General features: G+C 67.6%; 17 protein-coding genes. 5 read left to right on the forward strand and 12 right to left on the reverse strand.

Annotated features, from left to right (window positions below; genetic code table 11):
• Positions 1–6: 6 nt before the first annotated feature.
• From QRN07_RS03605 to QRN07_RS03640, 8 genes are all read right to left on the reverse strand, one after another.
• Positions 7–867, reverse strand: coding sequence for a shikimate dehydrogenase (locus tag QRN07_RS03605; protein ID WP_285240338.1), 861 nt, complete (start codon positions 865–867; stop codon positions 7–9).
• On the reverse strand, positions 864–2,420 hold the full coding sequence (gene mltG / locus QRN07_RS03610; RefSeq protein WP_050684654.1) for an endolytic transglycosylase MltG: 1,557 nt from the start codon (positions 2,418–2,420) through the stop codon (positions 864–866). Before mltG ends, QRN07_RS03605 begins: the two co-directional genes overlap by 4 nt.
• Complete coding sequence (gene ruvX / locus QRN07_RS03615) at positions 2,417–3,016, reverse strand: Holliday junction resolvase RuvX (protein WP_050684653.1); 600 nt, start codon at positions 3,014–3,016, stop codon at positions 2,417–2,419. The genes mltG and ruvX overlap by 4 nt, the downstream gene beginning before the upstream one ends.
• A gap of 7 nt (positions 3,017–3,023) precedes the next feature.
• A complete protein-coding gene (alaS, locus tag QRN07_RS03620; protein WP_285240339.1) occupies positions 3,024–5,702 on the reverse strand; it encodes an alanine--tRNA ligase in 2,679 nt (892 codons plus the stop codon).
• Positions 5,703–5,825: 123 nt separating this feature from the next.
• On the reverse strand, positions 5,826–6,056 hold the full coding sequence (locus QRN07_RS03625; RefSeq protein ID WP_235504685.1) for a DUF6167 family protein: 231 nt from the start codon (positions 6,054–6,056) through the stop codon (positions 5,826–5,828).
• A 19-nt stretch (positions 6,057–6,075) separates the two neighbouring features.
• Positions 6,076–6,450, reverse strand: coding sequence for a DUF948 domain-containing protein (locus QRN07_RS03630; RefSeq protein ID WP_050684651.1), 375 nt, complete (start codon positions 6,448–6,450; stop codon positions 6,076–6,078).
• Positions 6,451–6,597: 147 nt separating this feature from the next.
• Positions 6,598–7,224, reverse strand: coding sequence for a 30S ribosomal protein S4 (gene rpsD, locus QRN07_RS03635; protein ID WP_050684650.1), 627 nt, complete (start codon positions 7,222–7,224; stop codon positions 6,598–6,600).
• 171 nt (positions 7,225–7,395) lie between these two features.
• Complete coding sequence (locus QRN07_RS03640; RefSeq protein WP_285240340.1) at positions 7,396–8,796, reverse strand: replication-associated recombination protein A; 1,401 nt, start codon at positions 8,794–8,796, stop codon at positions 7,396–7,398.
• A 62-nt stretch (positions 8,797–8,858) separates the two neighbouring features.
• On the opposite strand from QRN07_RS03640, the gene QRN07_RS03645 reads away from it, so the two are divergent.
• Positions 8,859–9,518, forward strand: a complete 660-nt coding sequence (locus QRN07_RS03645) for an acVLRF1 family peptidyl-tRNA hydrolase (RefSeq protein ID WP_285240341.1) — start codon at positions 8,859–8,861, stop codon at positions 9,516–9,518.
• A gap of 19 nt (positions 9,519–9,537) precedes the next feature.
• Here the strand turns inward: QRN07_RS03645 and QRN07_RS03650 are convergent, their stop codons facing one another.
• A complete protein-coding gene (locus QRN07_RS03650) occupies positions 9,538–10,347 on the reverse strand; it encodes a GNAT family N-acetyltransferase (RefSeq protein ID WP_285240342.1) in 810 nt (269 codons plus the stop codon).
• A 73-nt stretch (positions 10,348–10,420) separates the two neighbouring features.
• Complete coding sequence (gene aspS / locus QRN07_RS03655) at positions 10,421–12,217, reverse strand: aspartate--tRNA ligase (RefSeq protein WP_285240343.1); 1,797 nt, start codon at positions 12,215–12,217, stop codon at positions 10,421–10,423.
• 96 nt (positions 12,218–12,313) lie between these two features.
• On the opposite strand from aspS, the gene QRN07_RS03660 reads away from it, so the two are divergent.
• On the forward strand, positions 12,314–13,555 hold the full coding sequence (locus QRN07_RS03660; RefSeq protein ID WP_285240344.1) for an APC family permease: 1,242 nt from the start codon (positions 12,314–12,316) through the stop codon (positions 13,553–13,555).
• A gap of 28 nt (positions 13,556–13,583) precedes the next feature.
• Here QRN07_RS03660 and hisS read toward each other — a convergent pair whose 3' ends face one another.
• Positions 13,584–14,927, reverse strand: coding sequence for a histidine--tRNA ligase (gene hisS, locus QRN07_RS03665; protein ID WP_285240345.1), 1,344 nt, complete (start codon positions 14,925–14,927; stop codon positions 13,584–13,586).
• A 227-nt stretch (positions 14,928–15,154) separates the two neighbouring features.
• Between hisS and QRN07_RS03670 the strand changes: the two genes are divergently transcribed.
• The 3 genes from QRN07_RS03670 (at position 15,155) to QRN07_RS03680 (ending at position 18,484) form a co-directional block, all read left to right on the forward strand.
• A complete protein-coding gene (locus QRN07_RS03670) occupies positions 15,155–15,970 on the forward strand; it encodes a peptidylprolyl isomerase (protein ID WP_285240346.1) in 816 nt (271 codons plus the stop codon).
• 65 nt (positions 15,971–16,035) lie between these two features.
• A complete protein-coding gene (locus tag QRN07_RS03675; RefSeq protein ID WP_050684643.1) occupies positions 16,036–17,655 on the forward strand; it encodes a DUF349 domain-containing protein in 1,620 nt (539 codons plus the stop codon).
• A 124-nt stretch (positions 17,656–17,779) separates the two neighbouring features.
• Complete coding sequence (locus QRN07_RS03680) at positions 17,780–18,484, forward strand: type IV toxin-antitoxin system AbiEi family antitoxin (protein ID WP_285240347.1); 705 nt, start codon at positions 17,780–17,782, stop codon at positions 18,482–18,484.
• On the opposite strand, the gene QRN07_RS03685 is transcribed toward QRN07_RS03680, so the two are convergent.
• Positions 18,365–20,752 carry a RelA/SpoT family protein gene (locus tag QRN07_RS03685; RefSeq protein ID WP_285240348.1) on the reverse strand — a complete coding sequence of 796 codons (2,388 nt, stop codon included), beginning with the start codon at positions 20,750–20,752 and terminating at the stop codon, positions 18,365–18,367. The two genes, QRN07_RS03680 and QRN07_RS03685, sit on opposite strands and share 120 nt — an antisense overlap.
• Positions 20,753–20,849 lie beyond the last annotated feature (97 nt).

Raw genomic sequence — 20,849 nt, forward strand, 5'->3', positions numbered from 1 at the left:
GGGCGGTTAGAACGCCCGTCGGGCAAGGCCGACTGCGTCACACATCACATCTATGACAGCTCCATTAACGTCCGCACCCCGGCCGGTGAACAGGCGGACCTGCTCCACCGCCTGGTACAGGAGCATCTCCAGCCCGGGCACCACGGCACCGCCGCCGGTCTCCCAAACGGATGCCAGGAGACTGGGCCATGGGTCGTAGGCCACATCCAGCAAGACGCCCGGGGTGGCGGTTTTCAGGGCAGCCACCTGCGCAGCCAGCCCGTCCGCGGCGCGGGGCGGCAGGGTGGAAATTACGACGTCGGCAGCCGCCAGGACGGAAGCGGCGCCGGCCATGTCCCGGATATCCAAGGCCACGCCCAGGCTGTCCGCGGCGGCGCGCACCTCAGCGGTCCGGGCGGGGTCGCGGACGATGACCGTCACGGTTGCTGCGCCAAGATCCCGCAGTGCAGCCACGGCGGCGGCGGCCGTACCGCCGCCGCCCAGCACCACGCCAGACGGCGTGGCGCCGGCGCCGGCATACCGCAGCGCGTTGACGATTCCGGCCACGTCGGTGTTGGACCCGACGGTCCGGAATCCGCCAGCATGGGCCTCGAAGGAGACGGTGTTCACCACGCCGAGGGTCTGCGCAACGCCCCGGACCTGGTCCACCTGCCGCAGCATGGCGGTTTTCAGCGGCATGGTCACGGAGAGCCCGCACCAGCCGGCCTGCCCGCGGACCTGGCGCATGAGCCCCGGCAGGAGTTCCTCGGTGACATCGATGGCCGTGTAGCCGATCTCCACGCCGAGCTTGGCGTACGCGGCAAGGTGCAGCGCCGGTGATTTCGAATGGCTGATCGGGTGGCCCAGGACGGCAGCCCTTAGGCTCATGTGCAACGTCCCGCGTTGGCCATGCACCAGGTGTTGTACTGCTCCACAAACACGTTGTGCTCAGCCAGCGTCCGGGAGAACTTGGTCTCCTTGGTATCGAGGTTGACGGTGACCCAGTACAGGTAGTCGTTCGCCTTCGGCTTGGCCGCCGCGTCGATGGCTGTTTTGCCCGGCGAGCCGATGGGGCCCGGCGGAAGGCCGGGGTTGGCATAGGTGTTGTACAGGTTGGACTTGTCCTTGCGCTCTTCATCGGTGAAGTTGAAGCTCTTGGTGCCCAGCCCGTACGTGACGGCGGAGTCGACCTGGAGGAAGCCGCCGGTCTGGTCGTTGGGCTTGAGCCTGTTGTAGATGGCACCGGCCACATCGCCGTACTCGGCCTGGCCGCCTTCAGCCTGGACGATGCTGGCCACCGTCACGGCTTCGTATTGCTTGGCGGGGTCGGTGATGCCCTGGGATTTAAGCTCGTCAACGGTGGTGCTGACAAGTTTCTGCAGGATCTCCTTGGCCGGGGTGCCCAGGGGGAACCGGTACTCGCCCGGTGCCAGGTATCCTTCGAGGTTTTTCGCCGTGGCCGGCAGCCCGAACTGGGCCGGCGCATTGTTGAAAGCCTGGAGTTGCTGGACGGTGACGCCGGAGCCGTCGGCGATTGCCTGCAGCGATTCGCCGACGCGCAGCCCGGCGCTCAGGGCGATGTAGATGACCTTCGCCTGGCTCTTTCCGAGCAGCACGTCCACGGCGTCGGTGTTCTTCATTTCAGCCTTGAAGGTGTAGTCCCCAGGGGCGAGGACTCCCCCGGAGGCTGCGAACGCCTGCAGGAAGGTGTCGGCGTTGGCCACCACGCGCTTGCTTTCAAGATCCGCAGCCACCGAGCGGGTGCCTTCGCCGTTGTCCACTGTCACCTGTACCTCACCGCTTCCCGGGCCCGGGAAGTCGGCGGCCTGGTCGCTGCCCAGGAGGGGTTTGAGGAATTGGGCACCAACGGCCACGGCCGCAACAAAAACGGCGAGGGTGATCAACAGGGCGAGGAAGCGGCGCCGCCGCCGGACCTTCCGGGAGGGCTTCGCCACTACCTGGACCGCCGCCGAGCCAGGCAGCAATTCGTGGTGCTCGTCAGCGTGCTGGGCATCAGCAAGGTGGTGGGCATCGTGGTGGTCCCCGCTGTGTTGGCTGCCGGCACCGTGGTGCGCGCCGTCGTCGTATGTGCCGTCCGGGTGCGCATCTGCCTGCTGTTGGTGATGCACGGCGTACGCGGGTTCCCGGTCGGCCGGGTCCGCGTAGGCCGGGTCGGGCTGGCCGTACTGGTCCGAGTGGGCGGCGTCGTCATGGTGCGCATCCTGGATGGAAGGCAGCGCGTCGGGAACGGCGGGAATGCCTGCCGTTGCGGGCGGCGCTGAGGGTTGCGGCGGAACGGCGGGGCCGGCGCCCTCTTGCAGCTCCGGGCCGGGGCCGTCGTTGAGGTGCTTCTCGCGTTCCCGGATTTCCTTGCGGGTCAGCGGCCGGGCCGCGCCGGCATCGTGGGCACCGGAAGCATCGTCACTGTTGGCAGGACTCACTGTTGCCTTCCATTATCTGAAGATCGGGCCGCGTTTCCCGGCGGAGCAGGGAATGGCTCCCCAGCCCCGCTGACCCCCAAGTCCACGGAAAGGGAAGGAGCGCTCACACGTGAGCCGACATCCGTTCCCCTGGCTTTTTGCATGTCTATGGCGTGCTGGAGTATGCCCGCAGCAGCGACCTGATCCACTACTTTACGGTGATCCCGGCTGCTCATGCCAGCTTCGCGCAGGCTCCGGTGCGCCGAGACGCTGCTGAGCCGCTCATCCACGAGCGTCACCGGCACGTCCAGCGACCGGTTCGACAGCTCTGTGGCGAGCAGCAGGGCATAGTCGGTGGCCATCCGTGCGGACGCGTGTTCCTCGCCCTTCATGGTGCGCGGCAGCCCCACAATGACCTGCACGGCGCCCAGTTCGGCCACCAGGTTGGCGATGACCCTGATGTCGGAGTTCTTTTTCGCGTTGCGGTCCAGCGTTTTGTACGGCGTAGCCAGGATGGAGTCACGGTCGCAGATGGCAATCCCCACCCGCACGGTACCAACGTCCACCCCCAGTTTCACGCCCTGGGGGTAGCCGCCGGATGTTGCAGGATTGTCCATGAAGCGGTTATCGCCGCGCGATCGAGTCGGTCACCGCGGCCAGGGCCTCGCCAACCTTGGCTGCGTCCGTGCCGCCGCCCTGGGCGACGTCGTCCTTGCCGCCACCGCCGCCGCCAAGGATCCCGGCGGCGAGCCGGACCAGGGCACCGGCCTTAACGCCGGCTTCCCGGGCAGCTTCGTTGGTGGCAACCAGGATGACCGGCCGCCCGTTGGCAACACCGGCGACGGCCACGGCGGCTGCCGCGGATCCGAGCCGGGTCCGCAGGTCCAGGGCCAGGCCCCGGAGGTCGTCCGCGCCGCTGACAGTGCCGGCGTCGTGGGCCACAACGCTGACGCCACCGGCGTCGCGGGCACTGCTGACGAGCTGGCCTGCCGCGGCTGCCAGTTGCTCCTTGCGGAGGCGGTCCAGTTCCTTCTCGGTCGCCTTGAGCTTCGCCAGTGTTGTGGCGATCCGGTCGGCCAGTTGGCCCGACGGGACCTTCAGCAGGTCGGTCAGCTCCGTCACCAGGGCGCGTTCCGCGGCGAGGTGCCGGAAGGCCTCCATGCCCACAAACGCCTCGACGCGGCGGTTTCCTGAACCAACGGACTGCTCGCCCAGGAGCGACAGGCTGCCGATCAGCGAGGTGTTGGCAACGTGGGTGCCGCCGCAAAGCTCACGGGACCAGGCGCCATCGATCTCCACAACCCGTACTTCGCTGCCGTAGTTCTCGCCGAACAGTGCCATGGCGCCGAGCGCCTTGGCTTCGGCGAGGCCCATGACGTTGGTCCGGACCGCGTAGTTGTTGCGGATCGCCAGGTTGGAGACCTCTTCGATCTCGGACCTTGTGGCGGTGCTCAGGCCTTCGCCCCAGGCGAAGTCGAAGCGAAGGTAGCCGGCCTTGTTGAAGGAGCCTCGCTGGGTGGCTTCCGGGCCGAGGATCTGGTGCAGCGCGGCATGCACGATGTGCGTGCCGGTGTGTGCCTGCTCGGCGGCGTGCCGGCGTTCGCGGTCCACGGCTGCACGGACCAGCGAGTCCGCACCGATTTCGCCCTCGCGGACGATTGCCTTGTGGACGCTGAGGCCCTTCAGTGGGCGCTGGACGTCCAGGACCTCAACAACGAACCCGTCGCCGGTGATGAGGCCCGTGTCGGCTGACTGGCCGCCGGCCTCGGCGTAGAACGGCGTCTCGGCCAGGACCAGTTCGATCTCATCGCCCGTGGAAGCCTGCTGAACCGGGCGCCCTGCGGCGAGCAGGCCGCGGACCCGGGATTCGCCGTCGAGCTCGGTGTAGCCGGTGAAGACCGTCTCGCCCTGGGTGAGGATCTCCTGGAAGGCGCTGAGGTCGGCGTGGCCGCCCTTTTTGCCCTTGGCGTCGGCCTGGGCGCGCTGGCGCTGTTCCAGCATCAGGGCCCGGAAGGCGGGCTCGTCCACCTTGAGTCCGGCCTCTTCGGCCATTTCCAGGGTGAGGTCGATGGGGAAGCCATAGGTGTCGTGCAGGGCGAAGGCGTCCGCGCCGGAGAGCTGCGTGTTGGCGGCCTTGGATTCCTTGACGGCATCCTCCAGCCGGGCCGTTCCGGAGGCGATGGTGCGCAGGAAGGCCTTTTCTTCGGCGTAGGCGATCCGGCTGATCCGGGCGAAGTCGGTGTCCACCACGGGGTAGACACCCTTCATGGCGTCCCGGGAGGCCGGCAGCAGGCTGGGCAGGCAGGCCTCTTCAACGCCGAGGAGGCGCATGGACCTGACGGCGCGGCGGATGAGCCGGCGCAGGACGTAGCCGCGGCCTTCGTTGGAGGGGGTGACGCCGTCCGAAATCAGCATCAGGGCGGACCGGATGTGGTCGCCAACAACGCGCATCCGGACATCGTCCGTGTGGTGGGGGTCATCCGGGGTTTCGGCGGAGGTGTATTCCCTGCCGGAGAGCTCGGCGGCCTTGTCGATCACGGGACGGACCTGGTCGGTCTCGTACATGTTTTCGACACCCTGGAGGATCATGGCCAGCCGCTCCATGCCCAGGCCGGTGTCGATGTTCTTCTTGGGCAGCTCACCGACGATGTCGAAGTCGTCCTTGGAGCGGACGTTGTCGATCTGGTACTGCATAAACACGAGGTTCCAGATTTCGATGTACCGGGTCTCGTCAGCGAGCGGGCCGCCCTCGATGCCGTAGGCAGGCCCACGGTCGTAGTAGATTTCGGAGCAGGGGCCGGCCGGGCCCGGCTGGCCGGTGTTCCAGTAGTTGTCGGCTTTGCCCATCTTCTGGATGCGCTCCGCCGGAACTCCGGTGTTCTTCAGCCACAGTTCCTTGGCTTCATCGTCTTCCTCATAAACCGTCACCCAAAGGCGCTCGGGCGGCAGGCCGTAGCCGCCGTCGGCCACGCTGGTGGTGAGCAGCTCCCAGGCGTACCTGATGGCGTCTTCCTTGAAGTAGTCGCCGAAGGAGAAGTTGCCGCACATCTGGAAGAAGGTGCCGTGCCGGGCGGTCTTGCCCACTTCCTCGATGTCGCCGGTGCGGATGCATTTCTGCACGCTGGTGGCGCGGGCGTAGGGGGCCTCTTCGCGGGCCGTCAGATACGGGATGAACGGCACCATGCCGGCCACCGTGAACAGCAGCGAGGGATCGCTGGAAACCAGCGAGGCGGACGGCACCGCGGTGTGGCCCTTGCTGACAAAAAAGTCCACCCAGCGCTTCGTGATCTCCTGCGACTTCATGAGCTGTTTTATACCCTTCTTGGTCCGCGCGGCTGTTGGCGCGGAGGAAATTCGTTGTGCGGCAGGGACGTTTTGGGTGGTCGCTGCCGGTTCATTGCGGGTGGAAAGCATGGGCGCCGCGGCTCAGCGGCGCGCCACCTCCGCCGATTCGATGCCGAGCGCGGTGCGGAGGTCGGTTTCCCGTTCGCGCATACCGGCGCGGACGGTGTCGGCGAAGTCGTAGACCCCGTCCGCCAGCCGTCCAACGGCCCGGTTGAGGCCCTCCGGGCCCAGCGTGGCCTGGGCTTCGGTTACTTTGCGGAACGCGATGACGCCGATGGCCACGCCGATTCCCATCCAGACAAGTCGTTTCATGTGATGTCCTTTCCGGAACTCAGCGGCTGCGGCGGCCGGCGGCCGGTTTCCGGCGGTTGGCCAGCGCGGTGCGCACGCCGTAACTGAAGGCGGCCACCTTGATCAGCGGCGAACCGACGGTTGCTGCCACCAGGGAGGACAAGGCCGAAAGGTTGGCGGTGGCGTCCGAGACGTTGGACGAGATGCCGTCCACCTTCTTCAGCTGCTGGTTGGTGGTGGACACCGTGGCGGTGACCTCATCCATGAGGGGCGTGGCCCCGTCGCTCAGGGACCGGATGGAGGTACGGACCTCATCAAACACCCGCCCCAGCTTGAGGATGGGCACCGCGAGCAGCAGCACCAGGAGCGCAAACACCCCGGCAGCGATCAGGCCGGCAATATCGCCACCAGACATAAACGATTCAACTCCTTGTAATTCTGTGGTTCGGTTCGACGTCCGCGGGCCCGCGCCTGGCGCGTCCTGCAGATGTCCCCCAAGTACCTTACATACAAAGAAGCCCGTGGCGCTTGCCACGGGCTTCTTTGGATACGCTGCTGGAATTTAGCGTGCGTAGAATTCGACGACGAGCTGCTCTTCGCAGGTCACGGGGACCTCGGAGCGCTTGGGGCGACGGACCAGGCGGGCCTGGAGTGCCTCGAGCTTGACGTCAAGGTAAGCCGGAACGTTGGGCAGAACGTCGCGGTGTGCGCCGGCTGCTGCAACCTGGAGCGGGACCATGGTCTCGCTGCGGCTGTGGACGTGGACCAGCTGGCCCTCGCCGACGCGGAACGACGGGCGGTCAACGCGGATACCGTCAACCAGGATGTGGCGGTGCACAACCAGCTGGCGGGCCTGGGCGATGGTGCGGGCGAAGCCGGCACGCAGGACCAGGGCGTCAAGACGCATTTCGAGCAGCTCGATGAGGTTCTCACCGGTCAGGCCCTTGGTGCGGCGGGCTTCTTCGAAGGCACGGGTCATCTGTGCTTCGCGGATGCCGTACTGGGCGCGCAGACGCTGCTTTTCGCGGAGGCGTACGGCGTAGTCCGAGTCCTGCTTCTTGCGGGCACGGCCATGCTCACCGGGGCCGTACGGACGGCGCTCCATGTACTTGGCGGCCTTGGGGGTCAGAGCGATGCCGAGTGCACGCGACAGGCGTGCGGTACGGCGAGCACGAGTGTTGTTAGCCACTTGTGTCCTTCCAATATCTGCGGTGTGTCAGTGTTACTGGCCTCCATAATGGAGAGCATCGGCCAACCGCTGCCTTTTGCTACTGGGCGCAGGGCACAACCGGATCGAAAGAATTTTTCGGTGATTGGGCGCCCGAACCTTGCCAGACAAACATCAATCCTAGCATGTGGCCTACCCGCCCCTGACAATCTTCCGCAGCCGCTCCAGCCGGACGGCGATGTCCCGTTCGGCGCCGTTGGCGGTGGGCTGGTAGTAGTCCTTGCCCACGATGTCATCGGGCGGATACTGCTGGGTGGCCACGCCATGCGGGGCGTCGTGCGCGTACTTGTACCCCTGGCCGTGGCCCAGCTGTTTCGAGCCGGGGTAGTGCGCGTCGCGCAGGTGCGCCGGGATGCCAATGCCCAGGCCGGCGCGGACATCGGCGATGGCCTTGTTGATGCCCATGTACGCGGCGTTGGACTTGGGGGCCGTGGCCAGGTGCACCACCGCTTCGGCCAGGATGATCCGACCCTCCGGCATGCCGATCAGCTGGACGGCCTGGGCTGCGGCCACAGCGGTCTGCAGCGCGGTGGGATCCGCCATGCCAACGTCCTCCGCGGCGGAGATCACAATCCGGCGGGCCACAAAGCGGGGGTCCTCCCCCGCCTCGAGCATGCGGGCCAGGTAGTGCAGGGCTGCGTCGACGTCGGAGCCGCGGATGGATTTGATGAAGGCGCTGGCCACGTCGTAGTGCTGGTCCCCCGCCCGGTCGTAGCGGACGGCTGCCACGTCCAGCGCCCGCTCGGTGTGCTTCAGTTCCACGGCGATAATGCCGGCGCCGGCGTCATCCGAGTCGCCGAAGGCAACACCGGCGGCGGCTTCCAGGGCGGTCAGCGCGCGGCGGGCATCCCCGCCGGAGAGCCGCACCAGGTGCGCCAGGGCGTCCGGGGACAGCTCCACCTTGCCGTCGAGGCCGCGGTGGTCTGCCACGGCCCGGCCCAGGAGGCCCTCCACGTCCGCGTCGGTCAGCGGCTTCAGCGTGAGCAGCAGGGAGCGGGACAACAGCGGTGACACCACGGAGAAGGACGGGTTTTCGGTGGTGGCGGCCACCAGCACCACCCACCGGTTTTCCACTCCCGGCAGGAGGGCGTCCTGTTGGGCCTTGTTGAACCGGTGGATCTCGTCCAGGAACAGCACGGTGGTGGTTTTGTAGAGGTCCCGCGCGGTGAGGGCCTCGTCCATGACCCGCCGCACGTCTTTGACGCCGGCAGTGATGGCGGACAGTTCAACGAATTTCCGGCCCGGGCCGCGGGCGATCACGTGCGCCAGCGTGGTTTTTCCGGTTCCGGGCGGGCCCCAGAGAATCAGTGAACTGGGCCCGGCGGGGCCGGCCGCGTTGGCGCCCGCGGCAAGCTGGCGCAGGGGTGAGCCGGAGCCCAGCAGGTGCTGCTGGCCCACCACTTCGTCCAGGTTTTTTGGCCGCATCCGTACGGCGAGTGGGCTGCGCGGCGAGGCCTTCGCGCCGGTTCCCGGTGCAGCGGCGGGGGCATCGTCGTCGTCGTTGTCCGGTCCTTGCCCAAAGAGATCTTCCACATGGATAGGCTACTTCCAGTTCACCGTGCGTTTTCGCCGCCCTGCCGCCAAAGGATTCCCCCATGCCGTCCCCCGCCACCGGCCAGCCGTCCGTCCGGACCGCTTTTGTCCCCAGCCACCGGCTCCAGGGCTGGGCCGAACGGTTTGGCGCGTCACATGGCGGCTACCGGCTCCATGATGACGACGACGGGCTGCGGCTTCGCGCCGGGGACGGCACCGGAGCGCTGCTGCAGGCGCCATGGCCCGCGGACGGCAGGCCCGGCCGCGGTTCCGACGGGCTGGAACGGCTCGCGTCGCTGGCGGCCCAGCCGCGGCGGTTGGGGCTGCTGCTGGTGCGCCGCGGCGGGTACGCGGCCGGTGTCGCCACCGAGGGCCGGCTGCTGGCGTCCAAGGCAGGCACCCGGTACGTCCAGTCACGGACGGCCGCCGGCGGCCAGTCCCAGCAACGTTTCGCCCGGCGGCGCGCCAACCAGGCGGATGCCCTGGTGGACGCCGTGGCGGCCCAGGCGGAACCCATCTTTGCCGCGGCCGGCTTTGAATACCTGGTTCCCGGCGGCGACCGGAGCCTTGCGGAGCTGGTCCTGGCCCACCCCTCGCTCCGGCCCTACGCCACCTTGCCGAGGTTGGCGTACCTGGATGTGCCGGAACCGCGTGCCGCCGTCCTGAAAAAAGCCGCGGCCGATGCCTGCTCCGTCCGGATCCAGGTGACAGAACCCGCGTAGGCCGTCTCCGTGAAGCCGGTCAGCAGCCGGTCCGGGCCCGCTGCGGCCGTTCCTGCCGGTACTCGTAGCGCCCCGTTTCGACAAACCCGGCTGCCGCGTAGAGCTGTTGCGCACCGGTGTTGGCCGCCGTCACCAGCAACCAGTAGTTGTCCAGCCCGCGGGCAGCGCCGGCATCCAGCAGGGCCTCCAGGACCTGGCTGGCGTACCCGCGGCGGCGGGCGTCCGGGTGGGTGGCCATGCTGTAGATCCCGCCCCAACCGGGGTGCTGCGCAGGCAGGGCAAGGCGGCCGACGGCGGCAGGCTGGCCGCCGGGATCGCGCACCAGGGCGTACAGGGCGGGGCAGCCCGTCAGGATGGTGCGGGCTGTCGCCATGGCGGCGTCACCGCCGCGGCCGTCCACCTGCCACCACAGCCGGAGCCACTCCGCGGACGGTTCAGCGGCGGTTTCGACGTCGGGGTCTGGGCCTGCGGCCGCTTGCCAGGGCCCCCGGGCCATAACAAGGGTTTCGGACTGCCGGGTGAAACCCTCGGTATCCAGGAACTGATGGAGCGCCGTGCCGGCCGGGCCTGCCATCAGCTGGAAGATGACGGGCAGCCGCCGGCTGCGGTACCAGGCCCGGGCCTGCCGGAGGAGCACGGCCGGGTCGCTGCCGGCCGGTTCCGGCCGGGGCCAGATGGAGTTGGCCCGCTGCGTGACGCCGTCGGCGGCCCGCAGGACCCAGCTGCCAACGTTTTCCCGGTCCGGCGCGGGCCAGGCGGCGTCCATGGCGCCCTCCAGCCCGGCGAGGGGGTCCGGCGTGGTTCCGGCGGCTGGTGTGGTCACTGGCATTCCTTCGTTAACGGCAGGAGGCTCCCGGCTGGCGCGGGGAGCCTCCTGCAGCGCCGTGCGCCGGGTTGCGGGCCTAGTTGGCTGCGGTGGCCTTGGCGGCACCGGCCGGTTTGGCTTCGGGCTTGAAGTCCACGCCGGCTTCCTTGCGCTGCTGGGCCGTGATGGGCGCCGGCGCGGCGGTCAGCGGGTCGTAGCCGTTGCCCGTCTTGGGGAAGGCGATGACGTCGCGGATGGACTCCACACCGGAGAGCAGTGCCACAACGCGGTCCCAGCCGAAGGCGATGCCGCCGTGCGGCGGGGCGCCGTACTTAAAGCCCTCCAGCAGGAAGCCGAACTTCTCCTGGGCGTCCTCTTTCGAGAGTCCCATGACCTCGAAGACACGTTCCTGGACGTCGCTCTGGTGGATACGGATGGAGCCGCCGCCGATTTCGTTGCCGTTGCAGACGATGTCGTAGGCGTAGGCCAGTGCCGGCTCGGGGTCGGTGTCGAAGGTGGCCAGGAACTCGGGCTTCGGCGAGGTGAACGCGTGGTGCACGGCGGTCCACTTGCCGGCGCCCACTGCCACGTCACCGGAGGCGACGGCGGCGGCGGCAGGTTCAAACATCGGCGCGTCCACCACCCAGCAGAAGGCCCAGTCGGCCGGGTTGATCAGGCCGGTGCGGTGGCCGATCTCCACGCGGGCAGCGCCCAGGAGGGCGCGGGCCGCTGACTTCTCACCAGCGGCGAAGAAGATGCAGTCGCCGGGCTGTGCGCCCACGGCGCCGGCCAGGCCTTCGCGCTCGGTGTCCGTGAGGTTCTTGGCAACGGGGCCGGCCAGTTCGCCGTCCTCCTTGAAAAGGACGTACGCCAGGCCCTTGTGGCCGCGCTGCTTGGCGAATTCCTGCCAGCCGTCCAGGGTACGGCGTGGCTGCGAGGCGCCGCCCGGCATCACCACGGCCCCCACGTAGGGTGCCTTAAAGACGCCGAAGTTGGTGTCCTTGAAGAAATCGGTAAGTTCCGTAAGCTCCACACCAAAACGCAGGTCCGGCTTGTCCGATCCGAACCGCGCCATGGCGTCGTGGTACGTGATGCGCTGGATGGGCGTGGGGATCTCCACGTCGATCAGCTTCCACAGCGCGCTGACGATGCCTTCGCCCAGGGCGATGATGTCGTCCTGCTCCACGAAGCTGGCTTCGATGTCCAGCTGGGTGAATTCCGGCTGGCGGTCCGCTCGGAAGTCCTCATCGCGGTAGCAGCGGGCGATCTGGTAGTACTTCTCGAAGCCGCCCACCTGCAGCAGCTGTTTGAAAAGCTGCGGCGACTGCGGCAGGGCGTACCAGGAACCCGGCGCCAGGCGTGCCGGAACCACAAAGTCGCGGGCGCCTTCCGGCGTCGAACGCGTCAGCGTGGGCGTCTCGATCTCAACGAAGCCGTCCTGGTGGAGCAGGTCGCGCGCCACCCGGTTGGCTTCGGAGCGGAGCCGCAGGTTGCGGGCGGGGCCGGGGCGGCGCAGGTCCAGGTAGCGGTGCTTCAGCCGCGCTTCCTCGCCCACTTCCACGTGCTCATCGATCTGGAACGGCAACGGGTCAGAGGTGTTGAGGATGGTGACCTCCTCGGCGATGACTTCGACGGTGCCGGTGGCCAGCGCCGGGTTTTCGTTGCCGTCGGGACGCTTGGAGACGGTGCCGGTGACCTGCAGGACGTACTCGTTGCGCAGCCCGTGGAACACTTCTTCTTCGCGGACCACAACCTGGGCCACGCCGGATGCATCGCGGAGATCCACGAAGGCCACACCACCGTGGTCACGACGGCGGCCCACCCAGCCGGCCAGGGTTACGGTTTGTCCAATGTGCTCGGAACGAAGGGATCCGAGGTCATGTGTGCGCAGCACAGCACGCCTTTCTGCGGGAAAACAGTGGGAAGTCAATAGGATCGCTGCGGGAGCAATCCCGATCGAGTTTACCCGCTGGAAGGACACCCGTACCCCATGGACGCACACCGGCAGCTTGAGCGGCGGCTCACCACCGCCGATGCCACCGCGATCGGACTCGGCTCGATGCTAGGCGCCGGCGTGTTTGTGGTGTTTGGCCCGGCCGCCGCCCTGGCTGGAACGCTGCTGCCCGCCGCGGTGGCCATTGCCGGCGCCGTGGCGTACTGCAATGCGGTGGCTTCGGCTGCCTTGGCCGCCCGGTATCCCACCAGCGGCGGCACCTACGTTTACGGTCGGAAGCAGCTGGGCGAGTGGGCCGGGTTCCTGGCCGGCTGGGGCTTTGTGACGGGAAAAACGGCGTCGTGCGCGGCGATGGCCCTGACGTTCGGCAGCTACGTTGGCGGCGGCTACGCCATCCCCGTTGCCGTGGCAGCGGTGGTGGCACTCACCGGCGTGAACCTCCTTGGCATCACCCGCACGGCGCTGCTGACGCGCATCCTCCTCGGTGTGGTTCTTGCGGTCCTCGCATTTGTGGCCGTTGCCGCCGTGGCCGGTCCGCATCCGGCAGCTGCCGCTTCGCCGGACATCGCCGGCGGGGCTGCGGGTGTGCTGCCAGCGGCGGGGTTGATGTTTTTTGCGTTTGCCGGTTACGCCCGGATTGCCACTTTGGGCGAGGAGGTCAAAAATCCGGCCCGGACCATCCCCCGCGCCATCCTGGCCGCCCTGGCCGGGGCCTTTGCCATCTACCTGCTGCTGGCAGTACTGCTGCTGAACCATCTTTCGGCCGGGCGGCTCGCAGCGTCCAGCACTCCCCTGCTGGACGCCGTGCTTGCCTCCGGCCTGGCCGGAGGCGCACCGATCGTGCAGGCAGGCGCTGCTGCCGCGTGCCTGGGCGCGCTGCTGGCGCTCATTACGGGTGTGGGCCGCACGGGCCTGGCGATGGCCCGTGCGGGCGACCTGCCGCGCTTCCTGGCGAAGGTAAGCGGCAAACGGACGGTACCGGTGGCCGCCGAACTCAGCGTGGCCGCCGTCGTGATCCTGCTCCTGCTCACCAGCGACGTGATGACGGTGGTGGGCTTCTCCAGTTTCGGGGTGCTGGTGTACTACGCCGTCGCCAACGCCGCTGCGTTCACCCTTCCCGCGCATCCCCGGTACGCCCCGTGGTGGCTTAATGCCGTGGGCGTAGTGGCCTGCGTCGGGCTGGCACTGACCCTCCCGCCGGCACCGGTGCTGGCCATGGTGGCAGTCCTGGCGGCGGGCGCGGCGGGCCGGTGGCTGGTCCTGCGGCGCCGCCGCTGAGTCCGTGGAGTGTCTTTAAGCCGGCGGATCAAGCCGTGGTGCTCACCTGGACGGAAAGGTCGGCAGCGGGCGGCGCCCACGTTCCGGGCTCCGCCGGCACCTGCTCGCCGGTGCGGATGTCCTTGACCTGGTGCGCGCCGTCGTCGTCCGTGAACCAGACGAACGGGATGCCGCGGCGGTCCGCGAACTTGATCTGCTTGCCGAACTTGTCCGCTTTGGCCGCCACTTCGGTGGCGATCCCCCGGCTGCGCAGCTGGGCAGCAACGTCCTGCGCCGCGCCCCAGCTGTCATCGTGGGAGAGTGCCACCAGGACGGCCGTGGGGACAGAACGGGAGGCCTTGGCCAGGTCCTGGCTGAGGATCCGGGACACGAGGCGCGTGACCCCGATGGACAGTCCTACACCGGGGAACTTGCGGTTGCCCTTGGACGCCAGGGCGTCGTACCGGCCGCCGGAGCAGATGGAGCCCAGCTGTTCATGGCCCACCAGGACGGTTTCCACCACGGTGCCCGTGTAGTAGTCCAGGCCGCGGGCGATGCTCAGGTCCGCCACCACCTTGCCGGGGGCGCGCTGGACGGCCGCCTCGATGACCTGTTCCAGCTCGCTCAGGCCTTCATCCAACAGCTCATTGCTGACCCCCAGCGCCTTGACCTGCGTCACGAAGGACGTGTCCTCGGTGCGGATCCCGGCCAGCTGCAGCGCCTTCCGCGCCTGCTCCTCCGTGGCGCCCAGTTCGGACTGGAGGAGGCCGGCCACTTTGTCGGCGCCGATTTTCTCCAGCTTGTCGATGCTCCGCAGGACTCCAGCGGTATCGTCAAGGCCGATCCCCCGGTAGAAGCCCTCCGCCAGCTTGCGGTTGTTGATCCGGAGCCGGAAGTCCGGGATGGGCAGGGCGCTGAGGGCTTCGGCGATGACCAGGGCAATCTCCACGTCGTAGCGGAACGGCAGCCCGCCGTCGCCCACCACGTCGATGTCCGCCTGGGTGAACTCGCGGGCACGGCCTTCCTGGGGCCGTTCGCCGCGCCACACCTTCTGGATCTGGTAGCGCCGGAACGGGAAAGCCAGGTGGCCGGCGTTCTCAACCACGTAGCGGGCAAAAGGCACGGTGAGGTCGAAGTGCAGCGCCAGCGCCTGTGGGTCGGCTTTGCCTTTTGCGTCGCCTTCGTCGTCCTGGAGCCGGCTCAGTCCGTAGACTTCCTTGTCGATTTCGCCCTTGCGCAGCAGCTGGCCCACCGTTTCCACGGCCCGGGTCTCGATCGAGGAGAAGCCGTGCAGTTCGAAAACGCGGCGCAGCGTGTCCAGGACATGCAGCTCCACCAGCCGCTCCTCGGGAAGCCACTCGGGGAATCCGGACAGGGAGGCGTTGCGTGCCATGGTGGAAGATCTCCTCATCGTGTACGGCTGCCGGGCACGCCATGCGGCCCGAAACGGGCGGCTATGGGCGGCTGTCCAGCCAGTCATGCATAAACTGTGTGCGGCAGTCAGTTTATGCGCCATCCTTGTGCATCTCTAATGCGGCGGGCGGTGCGGCCCGGCCGCCACATCCCTGCATCACGGGCCGGAAGGCTCCGGTGCGGCAGCCCGACTCACGAGGAGGACCCTTGGCGGCCAGTTCCCGCAACGCCCGCGAAACCAAACGGCGCATCCAGCAGATGGAAGCCAAACGTGAGCTCCGGCGTGTGCAGGAGGGCCGCCGCAAGCGCGACAACCTTGTGGCCGCCGGTGCCGGCGCCACCGCCGTGGTCCTCGCCGTCGTCCTCCAGCTCACCGCGTTTTCCGGGAACCCTACCGAGGACGAATACGCGGCCGCGCAGGCCGGCCTGACGAACCCGTCGGCGTCCGCGGAACCCACCCCCAGCCCCGCCCAGACCGCCAACGGACCCGATATCCCTGCTCCGGACACCGCCGCCGGGAAGACCTTCACGGGTGACCTGGTGCTTAACGGCAGCCCGCTGGGCGTTGAGATTGACGGCACCAAGGCACCGCAGGCCGCAGCCGTCCTGTCAGCGCTGAGCACCGAGGGCTACTACAACGGAAAAGGCTGCCACCGCCTGACCACCGGCGAATCGTTCGGGCTCCTGCAGTGCGGTTCAACGGACGGCACCGGGAACGCCGATGCCGCGTTCACGTGGGGTCCGCTGGAAAACACGCCCACGGACAACGTCTATCCGGCGGGCAGCATTGCCGTGGCCAGGAGCGCGAACAACGCTTACGGCAACGGCCGGCAGTTCTTCATTGTGTACAAGGACACGGCAATTCCCGCGGACACTGCGGGTGGCTACACGGTGGTGGGCAAGGTGACGTCCGGCCTTGAAACGGTGGCCAATCTTGCGGCCGCAGGCATCACGCCGGTCGCCAGCGACACGGACGGCTCGCCACGGGAACCAGTCACGATAGACTCGTTCTCTCTGAAGTAGGTGCCCTGGCCTCCGGCCCGGGCGCAGTACGTGAGTATTTTCCTCCAAGCGAAAGACTTTTAGCGGTGACAGACAGTCAGAAATCCGACGAAACAGCAACAGACCTGACCGAGGAGGCCCCCGTGGCCGAGGCCCCAGGCGCTGACGCAACCACCACAACTGCGGCTCCGGCTGAGGAGGCTCCCGTTGCGGACGCCCCTGCCGAGGAGGCTCCGGCTCAGGAGGCTCCTGCTGAGGAGACCCCGGCGGCTGCCGCTCCCGCAGAGGAGGCTCCTGCTGAGGAGGCTCCCGCTGAGGAGGCCCCTCCAGCGGAAGCGCCCGCGGCACCGGCCGCGCGGCCTGCTGCCCCGTCGCCCGCCGCTTTTGCGTCCCGGCCCAAGCCCGCTGCTGCCGCACCGGCTGCCGCGTCGGTCCAGGCTCCTTCCGCAACCTCACTGGCCGAGGCCGCAAAGTGGGGCCGCGTTGAGGGTGACGGCCACGTATTCCTGACCATCGACGGCGGCGAACACCCCGTGGGCCAGTACCCGGATGTCAGCAACGACGAGGCCCTGGCCTACTTCGCGCGCAAATTCGACGATGTCCTTGCCCAGGTTGTCCTGCTGGAGCAGCGGGTGGCTTCCAAGGCCCCCAGCACCGATATGCAGAAGACCGTGACACACTTGCGCGAGCAGCTTGCCGAGCGCAACATGGTGGGCGACCTCCGCTCAGCAGAGGCCCGCCTGGACAGCCTCGCAGGCCAGATCACCGAGCTGGAGAAGACAGAAAAGGCGGAGCACGACGCCGTCCGCACCGCCGAGCTCGCCGCCCGGGAGGCCATCGTGGCCGAGGCCGAACAGATTTCCGGCCAGGACCCCGCGCAGACGCAGTGGAAGACCTCCTCCGCCCGGATGAACGACCTCTTCGAAAGCTGGAAGACCGCGCAGAAAAGCGGCGTCCGCCTGGGCCGCAGCAATGAGGACCAGCTGTGGAAGCGGTTCCGTGCCGCCCGCACGGTGTTCGACAGGCACCGTCGGGCCTACTTCTCGCAGCTGGACAGCAACAACTCCGCGGCAAAGTCCGCCAAGGAAAAGCTGATCGCCGAAGCCGAGGAACTGTCAGGCTCAACCGACTGGGGTTACGCAGCCGGCGAGTACCGCCGCCTGATGGACCAGTGGAAAGCTTCCCCGCGCGCCAGCCGTAAGGACGACGACGCGCTGTGGGCCCGGTTCCGTGCCGCCCAGGACGTCTTCTTCACCTCACGCCAGGCTGCCAACGATGAGATCGACCAGGAGTACTCGGTCAACCTCACCGCCAAGGAAGCCCTGCTCAGCGAAGCCACTGCCATCCTCCCGATCAAGGACCTCGGCGCCGCGAAGAAGGCCCTGCAGTCCGTCCGGGACCGCTGGGAAGAAGCCGGCAAGGTGCCCCGTGCCGATATGGGACGCATCGAAGCCGGTCTCCGCAAGGTTGAGGACGCAGTGCGCCACGCCGAGGAAGAGCAGTGGCAGCGCTCCAACCCGGAGCGTAAGGCCCGCACCAACAGCGCCCTGTCCCAGCTGGAATCCGCCATCGCGGGCCTGCAGGATGACCTGGCCAAGGCCGAGAAGACCGGCGACCAGCGCAAAATCAAGGCAGCCCAGGAGGCCCTCGAGGCGCGCCAGGCCTGGCTTGACCAGATCCAGCGCTCGGCCAGCGAACTGAGCTGACCCCCGGTGGCGGATCTGCGGCGCTGACCGCTGCGCCACCAACAGACCACAGGTCCGGGCCCGGTTATCCACATGACCGGGACCGGGCCTGTGTCAGTTAACGCTGCCGGGGCAGGATTGACGGATGGCATCCCCTCCAGCCCCGCCCGGCAGTCCCGGGCACCAGTTTCCCGACTTGTATGTCCCCGGGTTGCCCTTTGCGTGGCCGGAACTCCAGGCGCTGGCAGCTGACGGGCTGCTGGCAAGAATCCACCAGCACGGCTATGTCCTGCCGGAAGTCCAGGTATCGAGCCAGCTGCGGGCCCGGGCGGCAGCGGGTGCTGTCCCCTTACAGGTCCGCCGCAGGGTGGTGGCAGGCCGCATGACCGCTGCCTGGATTTACGGCTGCGCGGCTGAACCGGACCGGCTGGCGCTGCTGGTGGACGCCAAGCGCCGCGTCTCCAGCCTGCGCAACACCAGGGGCTGCACCCTGCACGAGGTGAGGCTCGGGCCTTTCGATGTGGTCAGCCTGGGCGGCCTGATGGTCTCCAGCCCGCTGCGGACAGCCGTGGACGTGGCCCTCCACGTGGAGGAGGGCCGCGCCGTCCCTGCACTGGCGAACCTCCTTGCCAGGCCGCAGAATGACGTCAGGCTCAGGTTGCTGGTGCTGGCCATCGAGGCGTCACCGCGGGTGCCCCACAAACGCGCTGCCCTGGCCAAACTGGCCAGGTTAGCTCCGGCGCTTGTTCCCGGTGGTGCGGTACACGTCGAAGACCCCGTCGATCCTGCGGACGGCGCTCAGGACGTGGCTGAGGTACTTGGGGTCCCCCATCTCGAAGGCGAACCTTGAGATGGCCACGCGGTCGGTGGAGGTGTGCACACTTGCAGCCAGGATGTTGACGTGGTTCTCGGACAGGATCCGGGTGACGTCGGACAGCAGGGATTTCCGGTCCAGGGCTTCCACCTGGATTTCCACAAGGAAAACGCTGGATTGGGTGGGTGCCCAGTCCACGTCGACAATCCGGTCCGGCTGGTCTTTTAGGTCCGATATGTTGGTGCAGTCGGTACGGTGCACGGAAACGCCAGAGCCCCGGGTGACGAAGCCCAGAATGGGGTCGGGCGGGACCGGCGTGCAGCACCGGGCGAGCTTGACCCACACGTCGCCTACGCCGCGGACCACCACGCCCGAGTCCGAGAAACGTGCCTTGGTCACCTGGGTCGGAATGCTGACTTCGGTGATGTCGTCGTCGGCGTTCTCGTTGCCGCCCAGGCTCTCCACGAGCTTTTCCATCACGGACTGCGCGGACGTATGACCGTCGCCCACCCCGGCGTAGAGGCCGGAAATGTCCACGTACTTGAACTCTTCGGCCACCGCGGCAAGTGCCTCGTGGGTCATCAGGCGCTGCAACGGCAGGTTCTGCTTCCGCATGGCACGGGTCAGCAGTTCCTTGCCCCTGTCGATGGCTTCTTCGCGGCGTTCCTTGCTGAACCACTGCCGGATCTTGTTCCGGGCCCGGGCGCTCTTGACGAAGTGCTGCCAGTCCTGGCTGGGGCCGGCGCCTTCGGCTTTCGAGGTGAAGATCTCCACCCAGTCGCCGTGGTTCAGTTCGCTGTTGAGCGGCACCAGTTTGCCGTTGACGCGGGCGCCGATGGTCCGGTGCCCCACCTCTGTGTGCACCGAGTAGGCGAAGTCCACGGGGGTGGACCCGGCCGGAAGGGCCATCACCTCACCCTTGGGCGTGAAGACAAACACTTCGCGGGCGTTGATTTCAAACCGCAGCGAATCGAGGAACTCGCCGGGATCGGAGGTCTCCTGCTGCCAGTCCACCAGGGAACGCAGCCACCCCATGTCACCGTCGCGCGGGCTCCCCGGCCCCACCGCGGTCCTGTTGGGCTGGTCCTTGTACTTCCAGTGCGCCGCCACGCCGTATTCAGCCCGGCGGTGCATTTCGTGGGTCCTGATCTGGATTTCCACGGGTTTGCCGCCGGGACCAATCACCGTGGTGTGCAGCGACTGGTACATGTTGAACTTGGGCATCGCGATGTAATCCTTGAACCTGCCCGGCAAGGGGTTCCAGCGCGAATGCATGGTGCCCAGGGCCGCGTAGCAGTCCCGGACGGAGTCCACCAGGACACGGACGCCCATCAGGTCGTTGATATCGTCAAAGTCCTTGTCGCGGACAATCATCTTCTGGTAGATGGAGTAGTAGTGCTTGGGCCGGCCGGTGATGGTCGCCTTGATCCGTGCCGTGCGGAGGTCATCCGTGATCTGGTCCCGGATCACCCCGAGGCTCTTTTCCCGTTCGGGGGTGCGGTCCCCCACCATCCGGACAATCTCTTCGTACACCTTGGGATACAGGGCGGCGAAGGACAGATCCTCGAGCTCCCACTTGATGGTGTTCATACCCAGCCGGTGGGCCAGCGGGGCGAAGATTTCGAGGGTTTCGCGCGCCTTGCGGGCCGAGGACTCAGCGGAGACAAAACGCCACGTGCGGGCGTTGTGCAGGCGGTCGGCCAACTTGATCATCAGCACGCGGATGTCCTTGGCCATGGCCACAACCATTTTGCGGACGGTCTCGGACTGGGCCGCCTCGCCGAAGCTGACCTTGTCCAGCTTGGTGACGCCGTCCACCAGCATGGCCACTTCAGGACCGAAATCGCGTTTCAGGTCCGCCAGTGTGTATGGGGTGTCCTCCACGGTGTCGTGCAGGAGCGCCGCGGCCAGGGTGGTGCCGCTGAGGCCCAGTTCGGCGAGGATGGTGGCCACCGCAACGGGGTGGGTGATGTAGGGATCGCCGCTCTTGCGCTTTTGCCCGCGGTGGCTTTGTTCAGCAACGTCGAAGGCGCGCTGGATGAGGTCGAAGTCCTCTTTGGGGTTGTTGGCGCGGACAGTCCGCAGCAGGGGTTCCAGGATGGGCGAGTAACTCGCCGCGCCGCGGCCGGTCAGCCGTGCCAGCCGGGACCGGGTCCGTTCCCGACGGCCCGGAAAGGTGGGTCGCGAGCCGGAGTTGTCAACCGGTACCAGGGAACCCGGGCGCGCCGCAGGCGCAGTCCCTGCCTGCACGTCGGCAGGGGCTTTACCCTGTGCCGCAGTAGCCGACGCCGAACGTTCTTCCAATGAAGTACCCCTCACCACCGTTTAATTACCTCAGTCTATTCCTCAGCGCGTCGAGTTCTCTAACCGGCCCCAAATGACGGATGGGCCGCACGGCGCA

The organism is Pseudarthrobacter sp. MEB009 (assembly GCF_030208875.1).
Lineage (GTDB): Bacteria > Actinomycetota > Actinomycetes > Actinomycetales > Micrococcaceae > Arthrobacter.

Coding starts and splice junctions, on each gene's coding strand:
- QRN07_RS03645 (WP_285240341.1), top strand. CDS start 8,859: ATGCCGTCCCCCGCCACCGGCCAGCCGTCCGTCCGGACCGCTTTTGTC.
- ruvX (WP_050684653.1), bottom strand. CDS start 3,016: ATGGACAATCCTGCAACATCCGGCGGCTACCCCCAGGGCGTGAAACTG.
- QRN07_RS03625 (WP_235504685.1), bottom strand. CDS start 6,056: ATGAAACGACTTGTCTGGATGGGAATCGGCGTGGCCATCGGCGTCATC.
- QRN07_RS03630 (WP_050684651.1), bottom strand. CDS start 6,450: ATGTCTGGTGGCGATATTGCCGGCCTGATCGCTGCCGGGGTGTTTGCG.
- QRN07_RS03650 (WP_285240342.1), bottom strand. CDS start 10,347: ATGCCAGTGACCACACCAGCCGCCGGAACCACGCCGGACCCCCTCGCC.
- QRN07_RS03680 (WP_285240347.1), top strand. CDS start 17,780: ATGGCATCCCCTCCAGCCCCGCCCGGCAGTCCCGGGCACCAGTTTCCC.
- QRN07_RS03605 (WP_285240338.1), bottom strand. CDS start 867: ATGAGCCTAAGGGCTGCCGTCCTGGGCCACCCGATCAGCCATTCGAAA.
- hisS (WP_285240345.1), bottom strand. CDS start 14,927: ATGGCACGCAACGCCTCCCTGTCCGGATTCCCCGAGTGGCTTCCCGAG.
- alaS (WP_285240339.1), bottom strand. CDS start 5,702: ATGAAGTCGCAGGAGATCACGAAGCGCTGGGTGGACTTTTTTGTCAGC.
- QRN07_RS03660 (WP_285240344.1), top strand. CDS start 12,314: ATGGACGCACACCGGCAGCTTGAGCGGCGGCTCACCACCGCCGATGCC.